We start from the raw sequence: 20,216 nt of genomic DNA, 5'->3' as shown, positions 1-20,216 counted from the left end.
TTTAAATAAAATCAAAGATATAAATATAATAATATTTTTGTATTAAAAAGTTATCTTAAATAAATTATTTCACTTTATTGAATAAATATTCTGCAATATTTTTATTATTAATTAAAAATAAAATATTATTAAAATTTTACTTAATAATATTCATTTCAAAAACATAAATGCTTCTATCGTCAAATCAATTTGGCCTCTAAAACCGCTCCGACTATGATGAAACAGTGACTTTTACTTAAAATTTATAGTTGCGCGACCTGTCTGTGTATTTATCATCGTTTAGAACGCCAATACTCCCCAAAACTCATGCAGAAGCTTGGAAGGTTAAGTCTACAAAGCCCAGAAGTGCCGCGTGATTTTGTAAAAACCATGCTGCGTACGATGCAGCAGTGCCAGTCATGAAGTTACAAGTTTTTTTAAAGCAAATCGGCAAGATTTCTAATTTCTTCCATCACCGCCTTACACGCAGGCGTTAAATAGCCATGTTTAGAAATAGACAAAGAAATATAACGCTTGAGCGCTGGGTTAATAATTTTTGCAGCTTGAATTGAGGTGTATTGGCTGGCCTTCTTTAACGCTTGCGGCCCCAGCATGGTATACATGCGAGACTCGGAAACCAAATGGGTTTGTAAACTAATTGAGTCGGCTTCAAACACAATATTCAGCTCTACCCCATTTTCATAAGCTATGTGGTCTAAAAAATTGCGCCAGTTACTTGGCCTGCAAAACGTGACCAGCGGTATCTGACTTATCATTTTAAAGTCGACTTCACTGGCCTGAGTGAGTGCATCTCCTTCGCAGCCGACCAAATAGGTATCGGCTTCGGTAAGGTAAACATCGCCTTGTTTAGGTGTCGGGTTAAAGCGATAGAGAATGGCTAAATCGACGCTGCCATCTTCGAGCCATTTTTCTAAATGCACGCCTTGCCCTTCACGCACCGACAGTTTAATTAGGGGATATTTCTCTTGAAGGACTTTATAGAGGGTCGATAACAACGGATGTGCAGTAGACGGCAAGCTGGCAATACGAACCGTACCAATTGGGGTATCGGTCGAGTGCAAAATTTCATTATTAAGTTGGTCGGTTACGTTCAGCCATGAACGAATTTTAGGAAGTAAATGCTGGCCTAAATCGGTGAGTTCTACGCCACGTCCAGTTCGGTTAAACAAACGTCCGCCACATTGCGCTTCAAGCTCGTTCATTTGCCGACTGATTTGCGGTTGGTTAGTGTTATGCAGCATCGCGACTTTGCTTAAGCTACCGAGTTCTACCGCGTCTAAAAATATTTTCCATAATTCATAATTCATCGATTCTTCCTAAATCGTAAATAGGCAGCATTTTGAGCCATACATTTTCAGTATAACTGAAATTCAAGAATTGGTAATTCCTACATAGCTCACCTATTTCTATACTCCAATTATGTTCTCTACAACACGATTTAAGTCAGATTAAGAACCAGAGAATATTTAATTACACTGTATAGGAAGTACGATTATGAGTTTAGATTTACGTGGATTAACCCCAGCACCTGTGACTCCTTTTACCCGTGACGGACAAGTAGACCATAATGCAATTCAACGTTTAGGTTCATGGTTAGGCAGTATTGATGGTGTGAAAGGCTTGGTTGTTCTTGGGCATGCAGGTGAAGGAACATTCTTGTCGCAAAAAGAACAAATGCAGGTCATCGAAAGCTTTGTTAAATCGGTAGATGACAAAATTCCGGTAATCGCAGGGATTACGCTCGAAGGTACTTCGGTTGCAGCAGAAGAAGCAAAACGTGCAGTGAGTGCGGGTGCTTCGGCAGGTTTAATTTACCCTTCACATGGCTGGTTGCGTTTTGGCTATCAAAAAGGCGCACCACAAGACCGCTATAAAGCGATTTATGAAGAAAGTGGTTTGCCATCTATTTTATTCCAATATCCAGATGCAACGAAGGCCACTTACGACCTAGACACTCTACTCGATATTTCTGCACAGCCAGGCGTGTTTGCCATGAAAAATGGTGTGCGTAACATGCGCCGCTGGGATGTCGAAATTCCAATTATTCGCCGTGAACGCCCAGACTTACAAGTGTTGACGTGCCACGATGAATATTTGCTTCACACCATGTTTGATGTAGACGGCGCTTTGGTGGGCTATGGCAACATTGCCCCTGAACTGTTAATTGAAATGATTAAGGCAGGTAAAGCTAAAGATTACGCCAAAGCACGAGCGATTCACGACCAATTATTACCAGTGACTCGCAATGTTTATCACCGCGGTTCACACATGGAAGGTACGGTCGCGCTTAAACATGCCTTGGTTGCTCGCGGAATTTTGGACCATGCCACTGTGCGTTCGCCTCTGCTTCCACTCGCTGATGGTGCTGAGCAAGAAATTCATGATGCGATGCGTCAAGCCGGAATTGGCAAGGTCGATTTAACCCAAGCCGTTGCTTAAATTCCATTCGGGCTAGCATATACGCTAGCCTTTTTTTCCTGTACGCTGCCTGAGGCCAAACATCGGGCATGTCTCTTAAAAACAATAATAAAAAGCATGCAAACTGTGGTGAACAGGTAGTGCGAAATAGAACAACAAAACTACGAGGAATGTAGTGATAAGGAGATATAAGATGACAAATCTAGCGGATGTAGAACAAATTAGTCATCATCAAAAAAATGCGGAAATTATTGCAAGACTCGAACGGCTACCCGTCACCGGACGATTGCAATTTATGCGAGTTACCATCGGTATCGCGACCTTTTTTGACGCTTATACTGTTCTTGCGATTGCCTTTGCTTTACCCCAACTCATTACCGAATGGCACCTGACACCTGCCTATGTCGGTGCGATCATTGCTGCGGGCTATGTCGGGCAACTGGTCGGTGCAATCTTCTTTGGTTCTCTTGCCGAAAAAGTCGGTCGTTTAAAAGTGCTGTCTTTTACCATTTTACTGTTTGTGGCAATGGACATTTCTTGTCTGTTTGCTTGGAGCGGAATGTCGCTGTTAATTTTCCGTTTCTTACAAGGTGTTGGCACAGGTGGTGAAGTGCCTGTTGCAAGTGCTTATATTAATGAGTTTATTGGTGCAGAAAAGCGCGGTAAGTTTTTCTTGCTCTATGAAGTTTTATTTCCACTCGGTCTTATGTTTGCAGGTATGGCAGCGTTTTTCCTGATGCCAATTTACGGCTGGAAAGTCATGTTTATTGTGGGCTTAATTCCATCAATCTTGGTCATTCCTTTACGGTTTTTCTTACCTGAGTCACCGCGTTGGCTTGCCTCAAAAGGTCGTTTTAAAGAAGCCGATCAAGTGGTTAAAAGCTTTGAAGACGGTGCCATTAAAAGCGGTAAAACTTTGCCTGAACCTGTGGTGAAAGAAATTAACCCGCAAGGCATGGCAAAAACCGACTGGCGCGAGCTGTTCCGTGGCATTTACCGCAAACGTACCTTTACCCTGTGGGGCATGTGGTTTTGCGTGTATATGGTGAACAATGCCATGGTGACTTGGCTGCCATCTCTTTACAAACAACACTTTGGTCTGTCGCTGCAAACCAGTTTAGGTTATGGCTGGATTACTTCAGGTGTGGGTGTGATTGCCTCTATTATCTGTGCCTTAATGATTGATAAAGTCGGTCGCCGTCCTTGGTACAGTGCAGCGTTTTTCTTGGCGATTATTCCACTCATGAGCCTCTCGGTTTTAGGCGCAAAATCGGCCATGCAAGTGGTGATTTTAGCAACGCTGAGCTATGCCATTTTGCAAACCATTTCATTCTCTTTATACCTTTACGCTGCTGAACTTTACCCAACTCGCCTACGTGCGATGGGTATTGGTTTTAGTACCGCTTGGCTACGTGCTGGCTCTGCAATTGGACCTGTTATGGTTGGTCTGGTTGTTGGTGGCTATGGCATTCAATATGTGTTTAGTGTGCTGGCTGTTGTGGCGCTCATTGGTGGCTTAGTGACCTTCTTGTTTGCCATTGAAACCAAAGGCCAAGTGCTCGAAAAACTCTCTCCTTAATTCATCCATTTCATAAAAAGCTTGCCTAACCCCAGCGTTAGGCAAAGGGCTTATTCATGCTTAAAAAAGGAATTTAAAATGAATAAATATTTGCTATGGAGCTGTATTGGTTTAGGCAGTGTGAGCAATGCGTATGCAGAGCTTCCTCAAGAATTTGGCAAGTTAGAATTAAAACTCAACACCCGTTACTGGAACGATGAAGGCACTGCCCACCCCACGCTTGCCAACCCTTCGTCTTCGTCGAGTGAATATGAACAAAGTGCCTTAGGGCTTGAGTTAAATTATCAGTCACCTTACTTGTGGGGCTGGCTTGGGATGGATGGTTCACTCTATGCAGTCACCAAGTTATTTGACTCTGGCAAGCCTAGCGCTCAGCTTTTAGAAGTCGAAAATAACGGTAAGCTTGATCAAAACTTTGCAACTTTAGGCCAACTCTACATCAAAGCAAAACTCGGCGACAAAGGTGAAATTAAATTAGGTCGCCAGTTGCAAGACTCGCTGTTGCTTAAAAGCACCAATAACCGCGCAGTACCCGATACTTTTTCAGGTGCGAGTGGTCAGTTTCAACTCAATGACCATCTACAAACTTACATCGCCTACTATGACCGCTGGAAACCGCGCAGCATGGACTCTTTTGAAAAACTGGTGACTGAAAATGACGAGCGAATTGATTATGTCGGTTTGCTTGGAGCCAAGTATCAGTACAAAAATTGGAGCGTGAATGCCGAATATTTAAATAGCAAAGATTATTTAAAAAAGTACGGGGCGATTGCTCAATATAAATTGCCCTTGCATGGCCTTGTGTGGACATTTAACACAGGTGCTTTTTTCTCACGTGACGATGGCAAGCTATTTAAATGCGGTGCCGAAACTGAGCTGGACTGTGTCAAAGGTCAAGACATTAACAATCGTGGTAATGGTTACTTTGTCGATGTAAATATGGCCAAGAATAATCTCGAAGGTGGCATTGCCGTTTCAAAGTTTGATGGTTTTTGGATTGAAGATAACTTTGCCGTGCACTCCGACCGCAACTCGGTTTTGACGCAAGACCACGGCACCAACCCATTTCCGACCTCTGCGACCATTGGCCCAGACTTTAGCAATAACGATGAAACCGCCGTTGCCCTTCGGTTGAAATATAACTGGAAAGACTACGTGAAAGGTTTAAAAACCGAAGCGAAGTATATTTATGGCTTTGGTGCTCACCAAAGTAACATCAGCAGTGATATTGAAGGTAAAGAGCGTTACTTTGACTTTACGGTGAGTTATGCCCTGCCGTGGGTGAAAAACTTAGATGTGCGTTATTCATTTTTGCATTATGAGTCGAAGTTTGAAAATGCAAACCTAGGTGAAAAAATAAATGGCATGACCCGTAAAGATTGGGACCAGCACCGAGTATTTATTAATTACCGTTATACATTTTAAGAGCAGGCTAAGCTCAACGCTTAGCCTTAAAAACCGCCTTTCAGCTTATGGAATTAAGCTATATACACTTTTTTTGCATTCAAAAAATGATTTATAGGCAAATTCCTGACTCACATAATATGTTGCCACTGTTTTTGCATAAACAGGCTCATTGTAGGCTTTATTTATTAAATACACCTGATATTTTGTGTACTCAGGAGATCTATAAGCAGTCTGCAAATTTGATTGTAGCTGGATTGCTTTACTCACTCCGGCTTGACGCTCATTCATAATATTTTCAGCCATCTCGAAAGCAGCTTTACACAATGCATCTTTTCTTTCGATCTCGCGCTTCTTGTGCCGCAGTTGAAACAAAGTTTCTTGATTTGGACCTACAGTATTTTGTCCAAGTTCTCTAACAGATCTATTAGAATTCTGGTTAATACGACTATAAGCGGGATCACTTGGATCACTTAATTTATAGATTTCATTAACCGCAGTTAAATTTTCAGCATGTAATGTATTGCAAACTGCAACAACCCCACACAAAAGTAATTTTTTCATATCATCAAGTTCTTTAATTTCGAACTAGAATACTCATTTTTATAAAGAAAATAAATAATTAACTTTATAAAGACAAAGACCTGAATTTTATATTTATGAGCTACTTTCATACATTTTAAAATTTATATAATGGTTTAGTTTAACTTTATTATCACTATTAATTTAATCATTTTAATGGTCCAACTTTTGAGTTTAATTAAAATATAAATTTATATTTAAAATTTTTATAATATTTTATTTAAATTGAATTGACCTATTAAAAACTTATGATTATTATGGTCCCGCTGGCCTACATTGCCAGTCGGTTTTGACAGACCGTTTTTACATACAGCACATCAGATTTATCCTTCTGAGGGAGAAATCTGTGTGAAAACCACCGTCCCCCTAATGTTACGGTAGGGCGGAAGGGGGACACCTTCGGGTGTGCTGGTTCTGTATGTCCGGTCTGTCAACCCTCTTTCGTTCTACCACCCTAATCAATTGACGGTGATTTTGGTGGTAGAGCTCCATACATTTTAAGGAGTTGACCATGCCACGATATAAACTTATCCCCTCTCCCTTATAAACTTTTTATTTATTTAAAATTTGGGTTTTCTATTATCTAAAGTTTTAAATCTATAAATTATTTTTATTTTAAAATTTAAGTCATTTTATTTTATTGCTTTTATAGGCGGGTTAACTATTGCCTTTAAAAATGATTTTAAAACTTAAAATATAGCGGTTTATTTTTTCTCATTGAGATATCCCCAAATCATCACGAGAATAATATGAAATTTTATAAAACTATTTTGGTTTTAGGCCTTGTTGTAGGCGATTACAGCGTTTCTGGTTGTGACATACACACTCAGCAGGAGTTTGAAAAAATTTGCCTGTCAGGTGGACACACCCAAACCAGTTGCGACTGTATTTACCAACGGCTTGAACAAGTGTATTCGCCTCAGCTCATGCAACGTCTAGAACATGTCAGTTTGCAAAGTCCTGCTCTCCCACAGAACTTTGCCCCTACTTTTTTTAGCGTCATGCGGCGGTGCGATAAAGAAGACATGGGCTAAGCGTTTGGCTTAGCTCCCTTATCTCTGTGTCGCAATGGTGGATGACTTTAAATCAGCGCAAAAAATTAAAGTTCTGTTGTGGCACGGGGGCCTGCTTATAAGAAAATATGAATAATGGTAATTTAAATTTTTAAAATAATTAATAGTGAAATATTTTTATAAAATAAACAATATGTTATATAACAATCTAAATTAAATACTAGATAAAACAAATGATTAGTCTTACTGCTATTACTACTGTATTGGGGGCCTTAGTCCCTTTAATGGTTGCGTATATTTCATCGCGGCATAACTTTAAAAAACATCCAAGATTGGAGTTTAGCGAAAGTATTGAAGCTGCTAAAGAGTTTGATGCAATTGTAATCTCTACTGAATCACAGTTAGTAAAAGATCGTGTTGCTCAAAAATTGACAATGAAAAAGAATATCAATTTTCTAGAAACACAGTATTTCTATAGCTATGTAGATATGGAATTTTGGGTTGAAAGATATGTTGATGTTCGGAAATACATAGAACCAATTATTGATGAGAACAATAAGATTGTGGACTTAAAGAATAAATATACTATGGCAAAGGGTATCTTATTTTTATGCATGTATTTCTTATTTGCCATTTTAGCCATGATCCCATTGATGTTTCTAAAGCATTATTTAGAAATCTTGCAGCGAACTATTGATACTATTAGCTTTTTAATAACATTTAATTTAATAATTTGGCCAATTCTATTTGGTCTCATAGCCTTAGGTGCTCTTCATAAAGCTAATAAAATATCGGATGCTTATAATTTTTTAAAGAATTTTGAAAATGAAAGAATAAAAGTTAAGGAATAGATAATTATGGGATGACTAGCAAGCATGAAAAATCCGTGTCCCATTAATTAAATGAAAAGAGCTCATTAGAGCTCTTAGCACTTACTACTTTCAATAAATTTTAGGAAATTGGTTAACGCTAATTTATCTTTAAAGTTAGCTCCTATTCCATATTCTGTAGGATTTCCCTCACACTTCGATAGATCACATTTGGGAAACTCAGCAAAGGCAGAATTCATATTACCTTTTTGCTCAAAATTGAATTCTACGTTTTCCAATTTTCTCAGCTCATCTTTATGATTCATATATTTAGGGTGGATCATTAATCTTGATGGCTCAGATACTCTTTTTTGATTATCTTTAAACCGCTTAACATAAATATATTGATCATTTTTTAATTTAAATTCATGAGCATATTCACGAATATTAGTTTGTGTATACCCTAGCTCTGTCATGAGCTCATAAATTTCCTTACAGCTTAAATATGTCATTTTTACCTATTAAACATTAAAATTTTATAAATTAGCAAAATATTGATCTTTCAACTATATCTTAATTTATTTCCAATTAGACAGTGATTGATATACTTAATAATAAATTATAACTCTTGATTTTAAAATATAATTTTCACCAAACCATAAAGATTTATTAATAAAAAAACCATATTAAAAATTAATTTATAATTTAGATATTATCTTACTTTAGATTAACCTTCACTAGAATAACTTTTAAATACACCTCTCAATTAGGAGCTGTATTCTTTTTAATATCTTCAAAACTACCAATATAAATTGCATCATTTGGTATTTCTACTCGTTTATTATCCTTATCCTTATCCTTATCCTTATCCTCTATTAAAAACTCTACCCATGCATTTTTTCCTAATCCCAAAAGTAAAATATTTGTATTTTTTAATTTAAAATAATCTTTATCTTGTTGGCCTTCTGTCTCTATATTTTCTGCAGGAATACGTGAAGAAAATTTTTTATCAACAAATATTGTCTTTTTATCATGAAAAACTGTAAATTGTTTAACAGAAACAAATAGTAATCTAGAATTCCCCTCATCATACAAATAACCTATTAAAGGCATAAAAATACCTACTAACAACAACGCTAGTAGATTTTTATTTTTTGCTTTCAAAGATTCTTTTTTAAAAGAATCTTTTGTACCTTTTAATAAAATTAATTTCCCTTTATAACCATAATTATTAGCACCATTTAACTCATCATAAAATACTTTTAATAAAAAATATGTACCCAAACCAGAAACTAAAAAAAGTAGAATAGCATACCACTCAAAATTATAAAAAAAGACAAAAAATAAAGATAAAAAAATTAAAAACAAAATATAGAATGTATTTATAAGTGGCGTAATAAAAATAGAACCTCTTTCTTCCCTAACTAAAAACAACTGCAAATTTATTAAACAAATTTTTCTCTTTTCTTTATTAAATATAATTATAAAACTATAAATTATATAATAAATAAAGAAGCCACCAGAGTAACTACATATTAAAAGTAAAACATAAACCAAACCAAAACTTATAGAAATTATTATAAGGTTTAAGGTATCAGTTATAGACAAACCAAGTGGATAATAATCAATTTTCATAAAATATAAAATTAAACCAAATACTCCTCCACCAATCATAAATTTCAATAAATAAGGAAAAAAATCTAAAATATTTTTAAATTTACCTAAAGCATAATCATGAAACTCATTCATTCCTATTTATACCTTATAAAACAATTAAATTATTAATAGATGCTTAACTAAAAACTATAAATATCTTTATTTAATTCATAGTGAAACATCTAAAACAAATATATCAATAAGCCCTTTTAGCTCAATTGGTAGCTGCTTATCCAAAATTTCTTTTAATTCCTGTGCTGAACTAACACCATGCTTAGTTGAGTTTGCAACTTTTTCATCCGCGCCAAACCATAATACAAAATAAATCCCCTGCTGTTCTGCATGTGGATGTATAGAGTATCGTTCAGATAATTGAGTTGTTGCAGCATTGTAGAGCTCTGAATGCCATTGACCTTTTGATTCCAACACCAAGAGTTTTCTTTGATTATCAATAATCTTTGAGAACGTTATATCACAACGATTAGCATTTTGAAGTTGATGCTCAGGTGTTACAGTAATTCCTTTATGCTCTAATCTCAACCGCAACCTATCAGCAACACGTAAAGTAGCCTCAACTTCACCTAATCGTTTAAATTCGCCTGTTTTAGCCGTCTTATATTGCAAATTATAAAAAATATTCTTAGAAGTTGTTTCACTACCATCCAAATCTAATTGAAATATTTTTAATTCCTCTAAAATTAATGATCTCAACCCTTCTACGGTAATTACTCCGTCACTATCTAAAAAATTAACTATTTCTTCTGGTGAAGGAGCATTAAAATTTTTTAGAGCAAGATTTCGAATAATTGTTGAACGAATACTTTTTAAGTCTAATAGCATAGCTTCAAATCTAGAATCTGAAATTAAATTACTTACGATTGACAAAGTATTTTCAGAAATATTTTTTGTAAAATTCCAAATTACATTACTTATAAATCTATATGCTATTTCATTAGGAGGATCCCCTGTTCCCCAAGAATCAGGTAGATTAACCTTCGGCCACTGATCTATGAATGTATCTAAAATCCACCCAATTTTTGTAGGCGTTAATGCCGGCCAAAATGGATAATCGCCATGTCGAATTCCTTCATGTCTATCACTTAAAAGAAATATCGTTTTTTCTTGCTCTTTTAAAAAACTCCAATAAGATACAACTTCTGATTCATCAAGAAAGAAAAATGCTCTTAAAAACCAAAACATAACTTTAGAATTCAAACTTTCAAAATCAATAGTACTTTTTTTAAGTAACGTATTTAACTCATCACATCGTTTTATAATTAGATTTTTTAATTTATTTCTATCACAAAATTGAGCACTTAGATCGAATAATGTTTTTGTGGTTTCTACACTGATATCTGAATATTTATATAACCATTCTAATGGTAACGTGTCTTGAAACTCTTTGAATGTATCACTGTAACGTAACCAGCTTACTTGTGTGTATTTACAGTCGTTATAGGTCAGTTGAGGTTCAATATAATCTTTTAGAAATTGTAGTCGACTTTTAGAGTCAGGGAAAAGTATTCTATCAACTTCCTGTCTAAATGCTTGATGTTCTTTTTCATCAACCGCATAAGAAGGACTATCTATATTTGTTCGTAAGACTTTTAATAATTCTAATTTAACATTTTCAAGATTTCCGCTATCTCTAAATATTTCCAAACACGCAGCATTTAAAATTTCTTCTGAAGAATAGCAAACAGAATCACATTGTGCCTTAGATAATTCAATTAAACTAGGAACATGAGTTTCAATAAATGGTAGACAGTTTCTAAGTGATGTCTTTACTAATTCTTCATCTCCAAATTCCTCTATTATTCTTTGAGGTTGATTCAAAGTTAAGTTTGCGAAATCCTTTAAAAGTCCCCAATGTTCTCCCCTCTCTATAAGTCTTCGATTATTATAGATATAATTTATGTTTTCATTTCTTATCTTTTGTCGTTTGAATTTACCATTTTTCACACGACGTTTATTTATTAAAGCTTGTGTCTCTTTATACTCTTGTTTAGAAGCTAAATTTTTTTTTACCCAAGCTTTTAAAAAATCAGATTTTTCTCTTGCCTGCAACTTTGCATATTTTCGTAGCTCATAGTTAGTCTCATTTCTACTAGTTGAATAAAATTGATGCGAACTTACAAAATATGTCCACAAATTTATATTATTATTTTCAAAGGCCCAATCTAAAATAAAATAATGATCTTGTAATCTTAAGGAAAGCCCGGAATGAGTATAATATGATAATGATTGCCAGCTTACTCGATGGATTTCCTCTAGAGATTTTAGTCCTTCAAATGCTAATAAAATAATATTCTGACGTAGATCATCTTCGTTTTGTAAAACTTTTACAGCAATGCTATCTTTTTCATTCTTACCTTGATGAAAATTTAAATTTCTTAGCCATTTCCAAATCTGATTAGCTTCATATGACTGTTTTTCAATTTCAAAATATCTGTCTAAAAGTGTTCCAATAATTTTGCTTACCCCATTTCGACAATAGCATTCATAATGCTCTTTCCTACAAATACATTGAAGATCATGACTTAAATCATCAAGTAAATTAATGACTAATTCATAATTAAATAAAGAAATAAGACTTTTGATAAAATAATGCTTTCCAAAAATTCTCTTTATACCTTGCTCATTATGACTTGGATATAAAAAAGAGCATTTTTTTAGAAAGCTTAAAATTATTTCATATTGCACAGATATTATGTCAATTTTTTCTATCAAATTAGCAGCAATATCTAATGAAGATTCTGTTCCAATTTCTATAAGTCTGACAATAGATTGTTTAACATCATAATTAATTACTTCACTTACTCTTAATCCAGCTAACTTTCTAATATACTTATCAATATTCTCATCTAATAGAATTTTTTCTAATTCTGGTGCTAAAGATTCAAGTATTCTTGCATTTTCTAGTAACTCTAGAATTAATCCTCTTAGTAATCCCTGTTCTGATTCAACTAATATTGATTTAACTATTAATATAGAATCATCGTCAAAAAAACCTGAGACTGAAAAATTTCTCCACATATCACTACGACGAAAATATGGATCTATATCAGCAAGATTAATTAATTCCTCTAATAAATACTTTTTTGATGAGGATAACAGTTGGGAAGGATCTCCGTTTGCTAAAACTGCATATGGATCGATATGGATTAGGGTTTCTTGCGTTAATTTATTACCTAACGCTGCCATCCACCCTAATAAGCCTCGCAATTCATCACGTACAACTCCATTAGGAGCTATAATTGAAAGACATTGAGATAGTGAAATACTATTACGGTTAGCATTAATTCTTCTTATTAAATAATGTGCAGCCGCGAATTCAGCAATAATTTTGTGGCTCGGCTGATGTTGACTTTCATTATCAGCTAGTTTGAAAAGTCTAGTGGATAATAAAGATGTATAGTGATCTGTATTATCCAAATTAATTAAGGAATCTATTCGCGGATATAGATTATCTAGATCATCTACATTAGTGCTTACACCCTCAGATCCCGATAGCAGTAATTTGGCAAATATTTCCTCAGTACATTCTATTTTTCTAAGTAAAGGTAGATCATTTCTTACATTGAAAGCAATATTTGTCTCTTTTACTAAAGCCTTAACAGCTTGACTAAATATTGATTTTCGATCAGTAAAAACTCTATTACTTTCAATATAAGCGTCTGCAAAAATCTTCAAAAACTGAGGATTGGAAAGCAATTGTTCTAAATTATATTTTTTTACTTCAGATTCAAATTTATGAAAATCTTCTTCTAATTTATAATTTTCAAAGATCTGTTTTTGTTCTAACTCATTAAAAGGAAACAGACGAAGAATGCGTGGTTCAATCTCAAAGTGATCTTTAATTATTCTAGTATAAGATTCATCCCATTCGCTGGATCTACTAGAAATAATTAAAGTAGATGGATCTAGATCTGCGGCTTTTCCTAGTAAACTATTAACCGCTGATTGATCTATTCTTACTAACTCATCTAATGCATCAATAATTAAAATTGAATTTTTTTCTAGATTATTCCTATACGAAAAAGTATTCGCTGTTCTTTTCTTAACATTTAAATAATTTGAAAAGCTCTGTAGTAAAGAGGTTTTACCAGCCCCAGGTTCAGCTAAGATAACTATTATTCTAAAATTCTTTATAACTTCGAGTTCATCGTAGTCTCGTTCATGATCATGAAGCTTTCTTTGCAAATAAAATTCAGAATTCATAGTAAAATATTATAAATATCATATGCATTTTTTACACTGAAATAGTTTGGATGTCTATCAAGAGTAGTTAATTTAAAATTTAAAAAATATTTTACATCCCCCCCTAAACAGATTTCAGCCTATTCATAAAATAACATTATGTTTTAGTAAATTATTTATTAAATTCAAACTCTAATAAAACATATGAGAACTACTATAAGTCTCTTATAATAAAATATTTTCCAATAAAAAACCCCGAAACTTACGTTTCAGGGTTTTTCACGAATCTTGGTGGAGATGGCGGGAGTTGAACCCGCGTCCGCCAGCATTACGCTCGAGAATACTACATGCTTAGATATCGTCTATTGTTTTAACACCAAGTGACCCGACGAACAGGGTACAAGGTGCGATCCTCTAAGTTTGGTATAAAGCCCCGAGGCTTGACTCTATACGGACTTGTGTGCGTGCGCTTCAGTCGGGTTCCCAGACCACAAGTATTCTAGGAAGCGGACAAGCGGCCCTTAGGCAGCTAGAGCGTAAGTTTCGTCGTTTGCGACTATTTAAATGCAAATTTTATTTACGAGAGAAAATGCGCTCTCGGCATGCATCTATGAGTTTCATCACCGGCGTCGAAGCCAATAACATCCCCATGAATGTCTGCACATCATAGCATAACTAAAATAAAATGCTGTGCATTTTATCAACAGTCTGCCACTGATGAACATACTTACATAATTGAGTGCCTTTTGTTTTTTTCAAGGCCCCTTATAAAAAAAAGCTGCCAAAAATGACAGCTTTTTTAAAGTTTGGCCTATAAAGCACCATTGCCTAACACAATCCCTTCACGGCGTGGGTCTACCCCACCTGCATATTTACTCTGATTATTTATATTTACTTTCATAATCGTTGAAATACCACTGGTTTGTGCAGTGTTAGAAATGCCATGCCCTTTTGCTTTTAAGCCTTCAATCAGGTCAACTAAGGAAAGCTGTACATTCGAGCTATCAATATTGGTGTTTTTGCTATTGGTTGCGCCAAAGTTTACAAGCGAAGTCGCCTGCTGTGCATTTAAGTTCCAGTCCAATGCACCCACTAAAGTTTTAACCACATATTGAATGATGGTACCGCCACCTGGTGAACCTGTTGCCATATAAAATTCATCTGGCGTGGTGCCTTTAAACACTAAGGTTGGTGCCATAGTACTACGTGGGCGTTTGCCACCCTCTACACGGTTGGCAACTGGTGCCCCAGTGCTGTCATAAGGGTTTGCGCTAAAGTCAGTTAACTGGTTTGACAGCAAGAAACCATCCACCATGTGGAATGAACCCATGCTCGATTCAACAGTCGATGTCATTGAAACCACATTGCCATAGGCATCTACAATCGTGAACTGAGTTGTGCCATGTTCGACAGTGGTATCTACACCTGCCGCTGTATTGAAATTACCTGCCGGTGCTACACCCATACTTAGGTTCGGATTAATCAGTGCTGCACGTTGTTTTAAGTAATTTTTATCAATAAAACTTGGAATACCCTGTGCCGGCAAACGAACAAAGTCGGTATCTGCTACATATTTGTCACGGTCAGCATAGGCCAAACGCTCTGCCTCAGACACTAAATGCACGCCCATGACATCGGGCACACCACCTTCATTTTCAGGTTTTTTAGGTGGATACAGCGACATATCAAAGTTTTCTAAAATACCCAGCGTCTGCGCAACTGCAATTCCTCCCGAAGATGGAGGCGGCATGGTACATACATAGTAACGGTCACGGTACGTTGTACAAATCGGGTCGCGTTTTTTCACCTGATAGTTCGATAAATCCTGCAAGGTCATCAAACTTGGGGTAATTGGAGTTTTTGCTGGGTCATCCCCTACGGTTTGCCCTGCTTTTGCCACAATGGCTTGTGCAATAGGTCCAGTGTGGAGAGCATTTGCCCCTTGTGAAGCAAGTGCTTCAAGTGTTCTGGCATAGGCTTTATTGGTCATGGTCTCACCGACTTTGCGTGGTGATCCATCTGGGTAGAAATAAGTCGCCATTGCATTTGCATCGAGTGCTAAATTGCCTGCATTACTTGCAATAGCATCTGCCAAACGCCCCGGAATACGAAAACCATTGTCAGCCAAACCAATCGCTTCACCAAAAAGCTGGTTCCATTTAAGTTTGCCATGTTCTTTTTGGGCTTGTTCAAGCAAACGCATCACACCCGGCACACCAATCGAGCGACCACTACGGCGCGCACTTGGTACAGGCGGAGGTGAATTTGGGTCATATATATTTTGGCGAATTAAATAAAATTCGTTGGCTGCCGCTGGTGCGGTTTCACGGCCATCATAAGCAGTGACCTGTTTGGTTTTGGCGTCGTAATACATCATAAAACCACTACCGGCAATGGTGCTCGACTGTGGCTCGACCAAACCAAGCACGGCTTGTACCGCTACGGCTGCATCAACTGCACTACCGCCTGCTTTTAAAACATCACAACCTGCTTTTACCGCAAGTGGCGTGTTTGCCACCACCATATATTTATCTGCGTATTTAACCGTGTTACCGAGTCTATAACCCGATGCACCTTCTGGCGCGGCGGGATCACCATTTTGGTTTGAACCGACCACCACGCTTGAACCGTCTTGTGCCAGTTTGCTACAACTGGTCGGGTCATTATCTACAATTAAATTGGGTGGGGTTGTATTTGAATCATCCTTGGGCTGATCTGACGAGGAGTCATCTCCACATCCTTGTAATAAACCGACTGCTAATAAACTACTGAACAAAAATGAATATCTTTTATTCACGTGATAACTCCAATATATACGCCTGCCTATCCATGCAATTGCCATACAAGCTTCTTTGTTTTCAGGTCTTCAGTTTTTTAATCTTTGATAAAAATAAAGTTTTAATAATATTAAATGATTAAGGGCATTAATCCTGTGCCCTGTGTTATGCCTCCTCGCTTGATATCACACTCTTTTATAACTGATTTGCCCAATTCTGGCATGCTTTATTTCTTTAAATACAGGCAAATTTTACTATTTATAAACTCGCTCATTTTGTAGCAAGCCTAAAAAAAGCACCTCCGAAGAGATGCTTTTTGATGTTTAGTGAGAAGGCATACCACTGACCTGTTTGGGTTTTGGACACAGCCAAATGACCAGCCCCGCAAAGACAAACACAATCGCAAATAGCAAAAATACATGGTTTGCTGACATGGTAATGGCTTCTTTATCGACAAGGTTAGAAATGATTCCTAAGGTCGAGTCAGTCGTAAAACCATTTTGCAGAAGGTTATTTTGTACTTCGGTTGGGTTCAGGTTAGACACCATTTCACTACGGGCAACTTTGGCATGGTCGTCCCACACGGTCACTGCAATTGAAGCACCAATCGCCCCTGCCATGGTTCTTAAGAAGTTCATGAGGCCTGCAGCAGATGCAATCTCTTGCTGGAGCACTGAACCAAGTGCAATGTTAGACAGTGGAATAAAGAAGAACGGTACTGCAAAACCTTGCAAAATTTGCGGCCAAGCCAGTGCCATAAAGTCGGCATCTGTAGTCCAGAATGCCCGCATTAAAGTCACTATACCCAGCAAAATTAAACCAAAACTTGCAAGCGCTCGTGGGTCATGTTTGGTCGAAAGTTTTGCCACAATTGGGGACATGGTCAAACTACCAAAGCCCATGGTTGCAGTTAAATAACCAGCCCAAGTTGCGGTATAGGAAAGGTTCATTTGCAGCCACTGCGGAATTAGTACAATACTGCCAAAGAATGCGCCAAAGCCAAGCGATAAGGCCAGTACCGAAATGGCAAAGCCCCTATGCCTAAAGACTTTGACATCTACCACGGGATGTTTATCGGTGAGTTCCCATATCAGGAACACTACAAAGCCAATGGCGGCAGTTAAAGCTAAAACCACAATGCTCGTGCTGTTAAACCAGTCGCGTTCATGCCCCAAGTCGAGCATAAGCTGTAACGCACCAATCCAGAGAATTAATAGACCTAAACCAACAGTGTCGATTCTTAAAGAAATGGTTTCTGTTTCAGCCACTCTTAACAAGCGCATTGCTGCTAATACACAGACAATACCAACCGGTAAGTTAATAAAGAAGATCCAGTGCCAAGACAGGTTGTCACTAATTAGACCACCCAAAATTGGCCCTAAAATTGGTCCAACGACTGTGGTCATTGCCCATAGGCCCATCGCCTGTGCATGTTTTTCTTGAGGGAAAATACGCATAAGCAAGGTTTGGCTGAGTGGCATAAGTGGACCGCCACAAAGACCCTGACCAATACGGAAAAACACCAACATTTCTAACGATGTTGCCAAACCGCAAAGGAAAGAAAAGACCGTAAAGCCAATTAAACCAAAAATAAAGACCCGCACCGTTCCAAAACGGCCAGCCAGCCATCCCGTTAAAGGTACACAAATCGCTTCTGCAACTGCATATGAAGTAACGACCCATGTCCCTTGTGTACTTGAAACAGCAAGGTTACCGGTAATGTGCGGTACAGAAACGTTGGCAATGGTCGTATCAAGTACGACCATAAAGTTCGACAAGGCAATAACAAACGCTGCCAGTAGTAAACGTCCACCGCTTAACTCGGCAAAAGGTGTTTGCGTTTTCATAAGCGTTTACTTCGCAGATAAGTCGACTTTTGCTTCCATCGACAAGCCAACACGCAATGGGTGTTCAGCAAGTTCTTTCGGGTCAAGTGCAATACGAACCGGTAAGCGTTGAACTACTTTAATCCAGTTACCTGTTGCGTTTTGAGCCGGAATTAAGGCAAAGGCAGAGCCTGTACCACCAGAGAAGCCCACCACTTTGCCGTGGTATTCAACATCATCACCATATAAATCAGACGTCAATGTGACTGGCTGACCTGGGCGGACTTTTTTCAACTGACTTTCTTTGAAGTTAGCATCTACATATAAATCGTTGAGCGGCACAATCATCATCATGCTTGTACCCGGCGCAACGCGTTGACCAACTTGAATATTACGGCGTGTAATCACACCATCAACTGGTGCACGAATCACGGTACGTTCCAAGTCAAGCTGAGCTTGTTCTACATGGGCTTGTGCAACTTGTACATCCGGTGTAGAGGTTTCGCTTACACCCTGAATTAAGGCTTCGTTTGCAGCTAAAGTGCTTTCGGCAGCTTTACGGCTAGAAGTCGCTTGTGCCAAGCCAGCTTTAGCAAGCTCTAACCCTGCTTTAGCAGTTTCAACTGCACTTTGTGCTTTGGTGAGTTCTTCTTTAGATACCGCACCAGAAGCGGCAAGCTGCGCACGGCGATTAAGTTCTAAAGCTGCTTTGTCATAGTCGGCCTGTGCTTGGGCAACTTGTGCTTTAGCACTGTTAATTTCGTCAGCACGAACCACAACTTGAGAGTTTAATGAGCTACTGTTTGCCGCAGTCTGTTTGTATTGGCGTTTTGCTTTGGCAAGCTCTGCCTCGGCTTGTGCCAATGCAATTTTGGCATCACGGTCATCAATACGAACCAGCACATCACCCCGATGTACTGTTTGAGTATCATTTACCAAAACCTGAGCGACCTGACCACTCACCATTGAGGTAATTTGCGCGGTTTCTGCACCGACATAAGCATTATCTGTACTCACCGAGTGATTTAAAAATAATGCCCAAATTGCATATAAAATAGCGGCGATCAATAAAATCAGCGCAAAAAAACCAAGAAATTTTTTGCGCTTGTTTTGGTTGTTGTCATCCGAGGCAGATGTTGTTGGCACTGTTTCTTGTACATTGCTTTGTGCATCAGTCATGGTATGTTCCTAAAGATGAGTTGGCTTTGCCATCAATCTTGCACTACACCTTGTTATAGAGTTTTTATTATTCTATAAACAAGACATATCGCATTGTCAAAGCAGTCAATTTTAACGCTAAAACCTCATGATGTGAGAATAAAAAAATATAACTCATGCGTTCGTTCTAATTAAATTAATGTTTATCTCAAGATTTTTATGAAAATTCTAGCTTTTCAAGCACTAAAAAAAGCGCACATGGCGCTTTTAAAGTGTTCAATTCATCGCCTAATAGGCATATGAAGCGATCCCCGCAGCGATGGGTTTATCTTCATCATTCACCATCGTCATACGCATAGTGCAGCCTTTACGACCTAAACGTAACACTTCTGCACGCGCAATAAAATACTTACCGCGTCCCGGCGCCAAATAATCTACACGCATATCGACGGTTGCCAAGCGTGTAACTTGTTTAATGGTTTCAGGCAGGGTTTCCGGCGTTGAGCGGCGATAGAGATGTTCCATTGCCACAATTCCACCAATGCTATCGAGCAAAGTTGCAGCCACACCACCATGCAAAACCTGAAAAGCCAAATTGCCAATGAGGTCAGGTTTCATTTCAACATAGCCTTCAATATGCCCATCTACCACATGCATAATCATTCCACTATGCTTAAAAAAAGGACAATTATTAAACGCTTTACACAATTGGTTGAGAACCACATTTAGGTCAGTTTTAGCGCCTAATTGTATGTTCCCCGTCCAATTTTTCTTTTCATCACTCATACGTTGCC

The 20,216-nt window shown here is 37.6% G+C and carries 14 protein-coding genes and 1 other RNA gene; 5 read left to right on the top strand and 10 right to left on the bottom strand.

Annotated features, from left to right (window positions below):
* Positions 1 to 416: 416 nt before the first annotated feature.
* A complete protein-coding gene (locus tag ABLC00_RS04660) occupies positions 417 to 1,307 on the bottom strand; it encodes a LysR family transcriptional regulator (RefSeq protein WP_033846660.1) in 891 nt (296 codons plus the stop codon).
* A gap of 187 nt (positions 1,308 to 1,494) precedes the next feature.
* Between ABLC00_RS04660 and ABLC00_RS04655 the strand changes: the two genes are divergently transcribed.
* From ABLC00_RS04655 to ABLC00_RS04645, 3 genes are all read left to right on the top strand, one after another.
* Complete coding sequence (locus ABLC00_RS04655) at positions 1,495 to 2,439, top strand: dihydrodipicolinate synthase family protein (protein WP_000050876.1); 945 nt, start codon at positions 1,495 to 1,497, stop codon at positions 2,437 to 2,439.
* Between the two features lie 172 nt (positions 2,440 to 2,611).
* The gene (locus ABLC00_RS04650) at positions 2,612 to 3,997 is read left to right on the top strand and encodes an MFS transporter (protein ID WP_033854255.1); all 1,386 of its coding nucleotides are present in this window, start codon (positions 2,612 to 2,614) and stop codon (positions 3,995 to 3,997) included.
* A gap of 78 nt (positions 3,998 to 4,075) precedes the next feature.
* A complete protein-coding gene (locus ABLC00_RS04645; protein ID WP_033846658.1) occupies positions 4,076 to 5,422 on the top strand; it encodes an OprD family outer membrane porin in 1,347 nt (448 codons plus the stop codon).
* Positions 5,423 to 5,467: 45 nt separating this feature from the next.
* Here ABLC00_RS04645 and ABLC00_RS04640 read toward each other — a convergent pair whose 3' ends face one another.
* Positions 5,468 to 5,965: a hypothetical protein gene (locus ABLC00_RS04640; RefSeq protein WP_033846657.1), complete on the bottom strand. Its 498-nt coding sequence runs from the start codon at positions 5,963 to 5,965 to the stop codon at positions 5,468 to 5,470.
* 767 nt (positions 5,966 to 6,732) lie between these two features.
* On the opposite strand from ABLC00_RS04640, the gene ABLC00_RS04635 reads away from it, so the two are divergent.
* Positions 6,733 to 7,017, top strand: a complete 285-nt coding sequence (locus ABLC00_RS04635; protein WP_033846656.1) for a hypothetical protein — start codon at positions 6,733 to 6,735, stop codon at positions 7,015 to 7,017.
* Between the two features lie 212 nt (positions 7,018 to 7,229).
* Positions 7,230 to 7,847, top strand: a complete 618-nt coding sequence (locus tag ABLC00_RS04630; RefSeq protein WP_033846655.1) for a hypothetical protein — start codon at positions 7,230 to 7,232, stop codon at positions 7,845 to 7,847.
* A gap of 74 nt (positions 7,848 to 7,921) precedes the next feature.
* Here ABLC00_RS04630 and ABLC00_RS04625 read toward each other — a convergent pair whose 3' ends face one another.
* The 8 genes from ABLC00_RS04625 to ABLC00_RS04590 all read right to left on the bottom strand — a co-directional run bounded on the left by ABLC00_RS04625 (position 7,922) and on the right by ABLC00_RS04590 (position 20,208).
* Positions 7,922 to 8,317 carry a DUF2002 family protein gene (locus ABLC00_RS04625; RefSeq protein WP_033846653.1) on the bottom strand — a complete coding sequence of 132 codons (396 nt, stop codon included), beginning with the start codon at positions 8,315 to 8,317 and terminating at the stop codon, positions 7,922 to 7,924.
* Positions 8,318 to 8,567: 250 nt separating this feature from the next.
* Positions 8,568 to 9,554: a hypothetical protein gene (locus tag ABLC00_RS04620; RefSeq protein ID WP_033846652.1), complete on the bottom strand. Its 987-nt coding sequence runs from the start codon at positions 9,552 to 9,554 to the stop codon at positions 8,568 to 8,570.
* A 75-nt stretch (positions 9,555 to 9,629) separates the two neighbouring features.
* A complete protein-coding gene (locus ABLC00_RS04615) occupies positions 9,630 to 13,682 on the bottom strand; it encodes an NACHT domain-containing NTPase (RefSeq protein ID WP_033846651.1) in 4,053 nt (1,350 codons plus the stop codon).
* Between the two features lie 268 nt (positions 13,683 to 13,950).
* Positions 13,951 to 14,310: a transfer-messenger RNA gene (gene ssrA, locus ABLC00_RS04610) on the bottom strand.
* Between the two features lie 162 nt (positions 14,311 to 14,472).
* Positions 14,473 to 16,458: a gamma-glutamyltransferase gene (gene ggt / locus ABLC00_RS04605; protein ID WP_033846650.1), complete on the bottom strand. Its 1,986-nt coding sequence runs from the start codon at positions 16,456 to 16,458 to the stop codon at positions 14,473 to 14,475.
* A 303-nt stretch (positions 16,459 to 16,761) separates the two neighbouring features.
* Positions 16,762 to 18,285 (bottom strand): DHA2 family efflux MFS transporter permease subunit, encoded by a 1,524-nt coding sequence (locus tag ABLC00_RS04600; protein ID WP_002051997.1) that lies wholly within the window; start codon positions 18,283 to 18,285, stop codon positions 16,762 to 16,764.
* Positions 18,286 to 18,291: 6 nt separating this feature from the next.
* Complete coding sequence (locus ABLC00_RS04595; protein ID WP_032048002.1) at positions 18,292 to 19,443, bottom strand: EmrA/EmrK family multidrug efflux transporter periplasmic adaptor subunit; 1,152 nt, start codon at positions 19,441 to 19,443, stop codon at positions 18,292 to 18,294.
* 267 nt (positions 19,444 to 19,710) lie between these two features.
* Complete coding sequence (locus tag ABLC00_RS04590) at positions 19,711 to 20,208, bottom strand: thioesterase family protein (protein WP_033846681.1); 498 nt, start codon at positions 20,206 to 20,208, stop codon at positions 19,711 to 19,713.
* Positions 20,209 to 20,216 lie beyond the last annotated feature (8 nt).

Origin of the sequence: Acinetobacter nosocomialis (assembly GCF_041021905.1) — a bacterium.
Taxonomy (GTDB): Bacteria; Pseudomonadota; Gammaproteobacteria; order Pseudomonadales; family Moraxellaceae; genus Acinetobacter; species Acinetobacter nosocomialis.
This window is presented reverse-complemented; position numbering and strand designations above follow the sequence as displayed.

Bases quoted from the DNA above. Each gene is read 5' to 3' on its own strand.
- ABLC00_RS04645 (WP_033846658.1), top strand. From the start codon at position 4,076: ATGAATAAATATTTGCTATGGAGCTGTATTGGTTTAGGCAGTGTGAGC.
- ABLC00_RS04590 (WP_033846681.1), bottom strand. From the start codon at position 20,208: ATGAGTGATGAAAAGAAAAATTGGACGGGGAACATACAATTAGGCGCT.
- ABLC00_RS04630 (WP_033846655.1), top strand. From the start codon at position 7,230: ATGATTAGTCTTACTGCTATTACTACTGTATTGGGGGCCTTAGTCCCT.
- ABLC00_RS04595 (WP_032048002.1), bottom strand. From the start codon at position 19,443: ATGACTGATGCACAAAGCAATGTACAAGAAACAGTGCCAACAACATCT.
- ABLC00_RS04655 (WP_000050876.1), top strand. From the start codon at position 1,495: ATGAGTTTAGATTTACGTGGATTAACCCCAGCACCTGTGACTCCTTTT.
- ABLC00_RS04615 (WP_033846651.1), bottom strand. From the start codon at position 13,682: ATGAATTCTGAATTTTATTTGCAAAGAAAGCTTCATGATCATGAACGA.
- ABLC00_RS04635 (WP_033846656.1), top strand. From the start codon at position 6,733: ATGAAATTTTATAAAACTATTTTGGTTTTAGGCCTTGTTGTAGGCGAT.
- ABLC00_RS04640 (WP_033846657.1), bottom strand. From the start codon at position 5,965: ATGAAAAAATTACTTTTGTGTGGGGTTGTTGCAGTTTGCAATACATTA.
- ABLC00_RS04660 (WP_033846660.1), bottom strand. From the start codon at position 1,307: ATGAATTATGAATTATGGAAAATATTTTTAGACGCGGTAGAACTCGGT.
- ABLC00_RS04625 (WP_033846653.1), bottom strand. From the start codon at position 8,317: ATGACATATTTAAGCTGTAAGGAAATTTATGAGCTCATGACAGAGCTA.
- ABLC00_RS04650 (WP_033854255.1), top strand. From the start codon at position 2,612: ATGACAAATCTAGCGGATGTAGAACAAATTAGTCATCATCAAAAAAAT.
- ABLC00_RS04620 (WP_033846652.1), bottom strand. From the start codon at position 9,554: ATGAATGAGTTTCATGATTATGCTTTAGGTAAATTTAAAAATATTTTA.
- ABLC00_RS04600 (WP_002051997.1), bottom strand. From the start codon at position 18,285: ATGAAAACGCAAACACCTTTTGCCGAGTTAAGCGGTGGACGTTTACTA.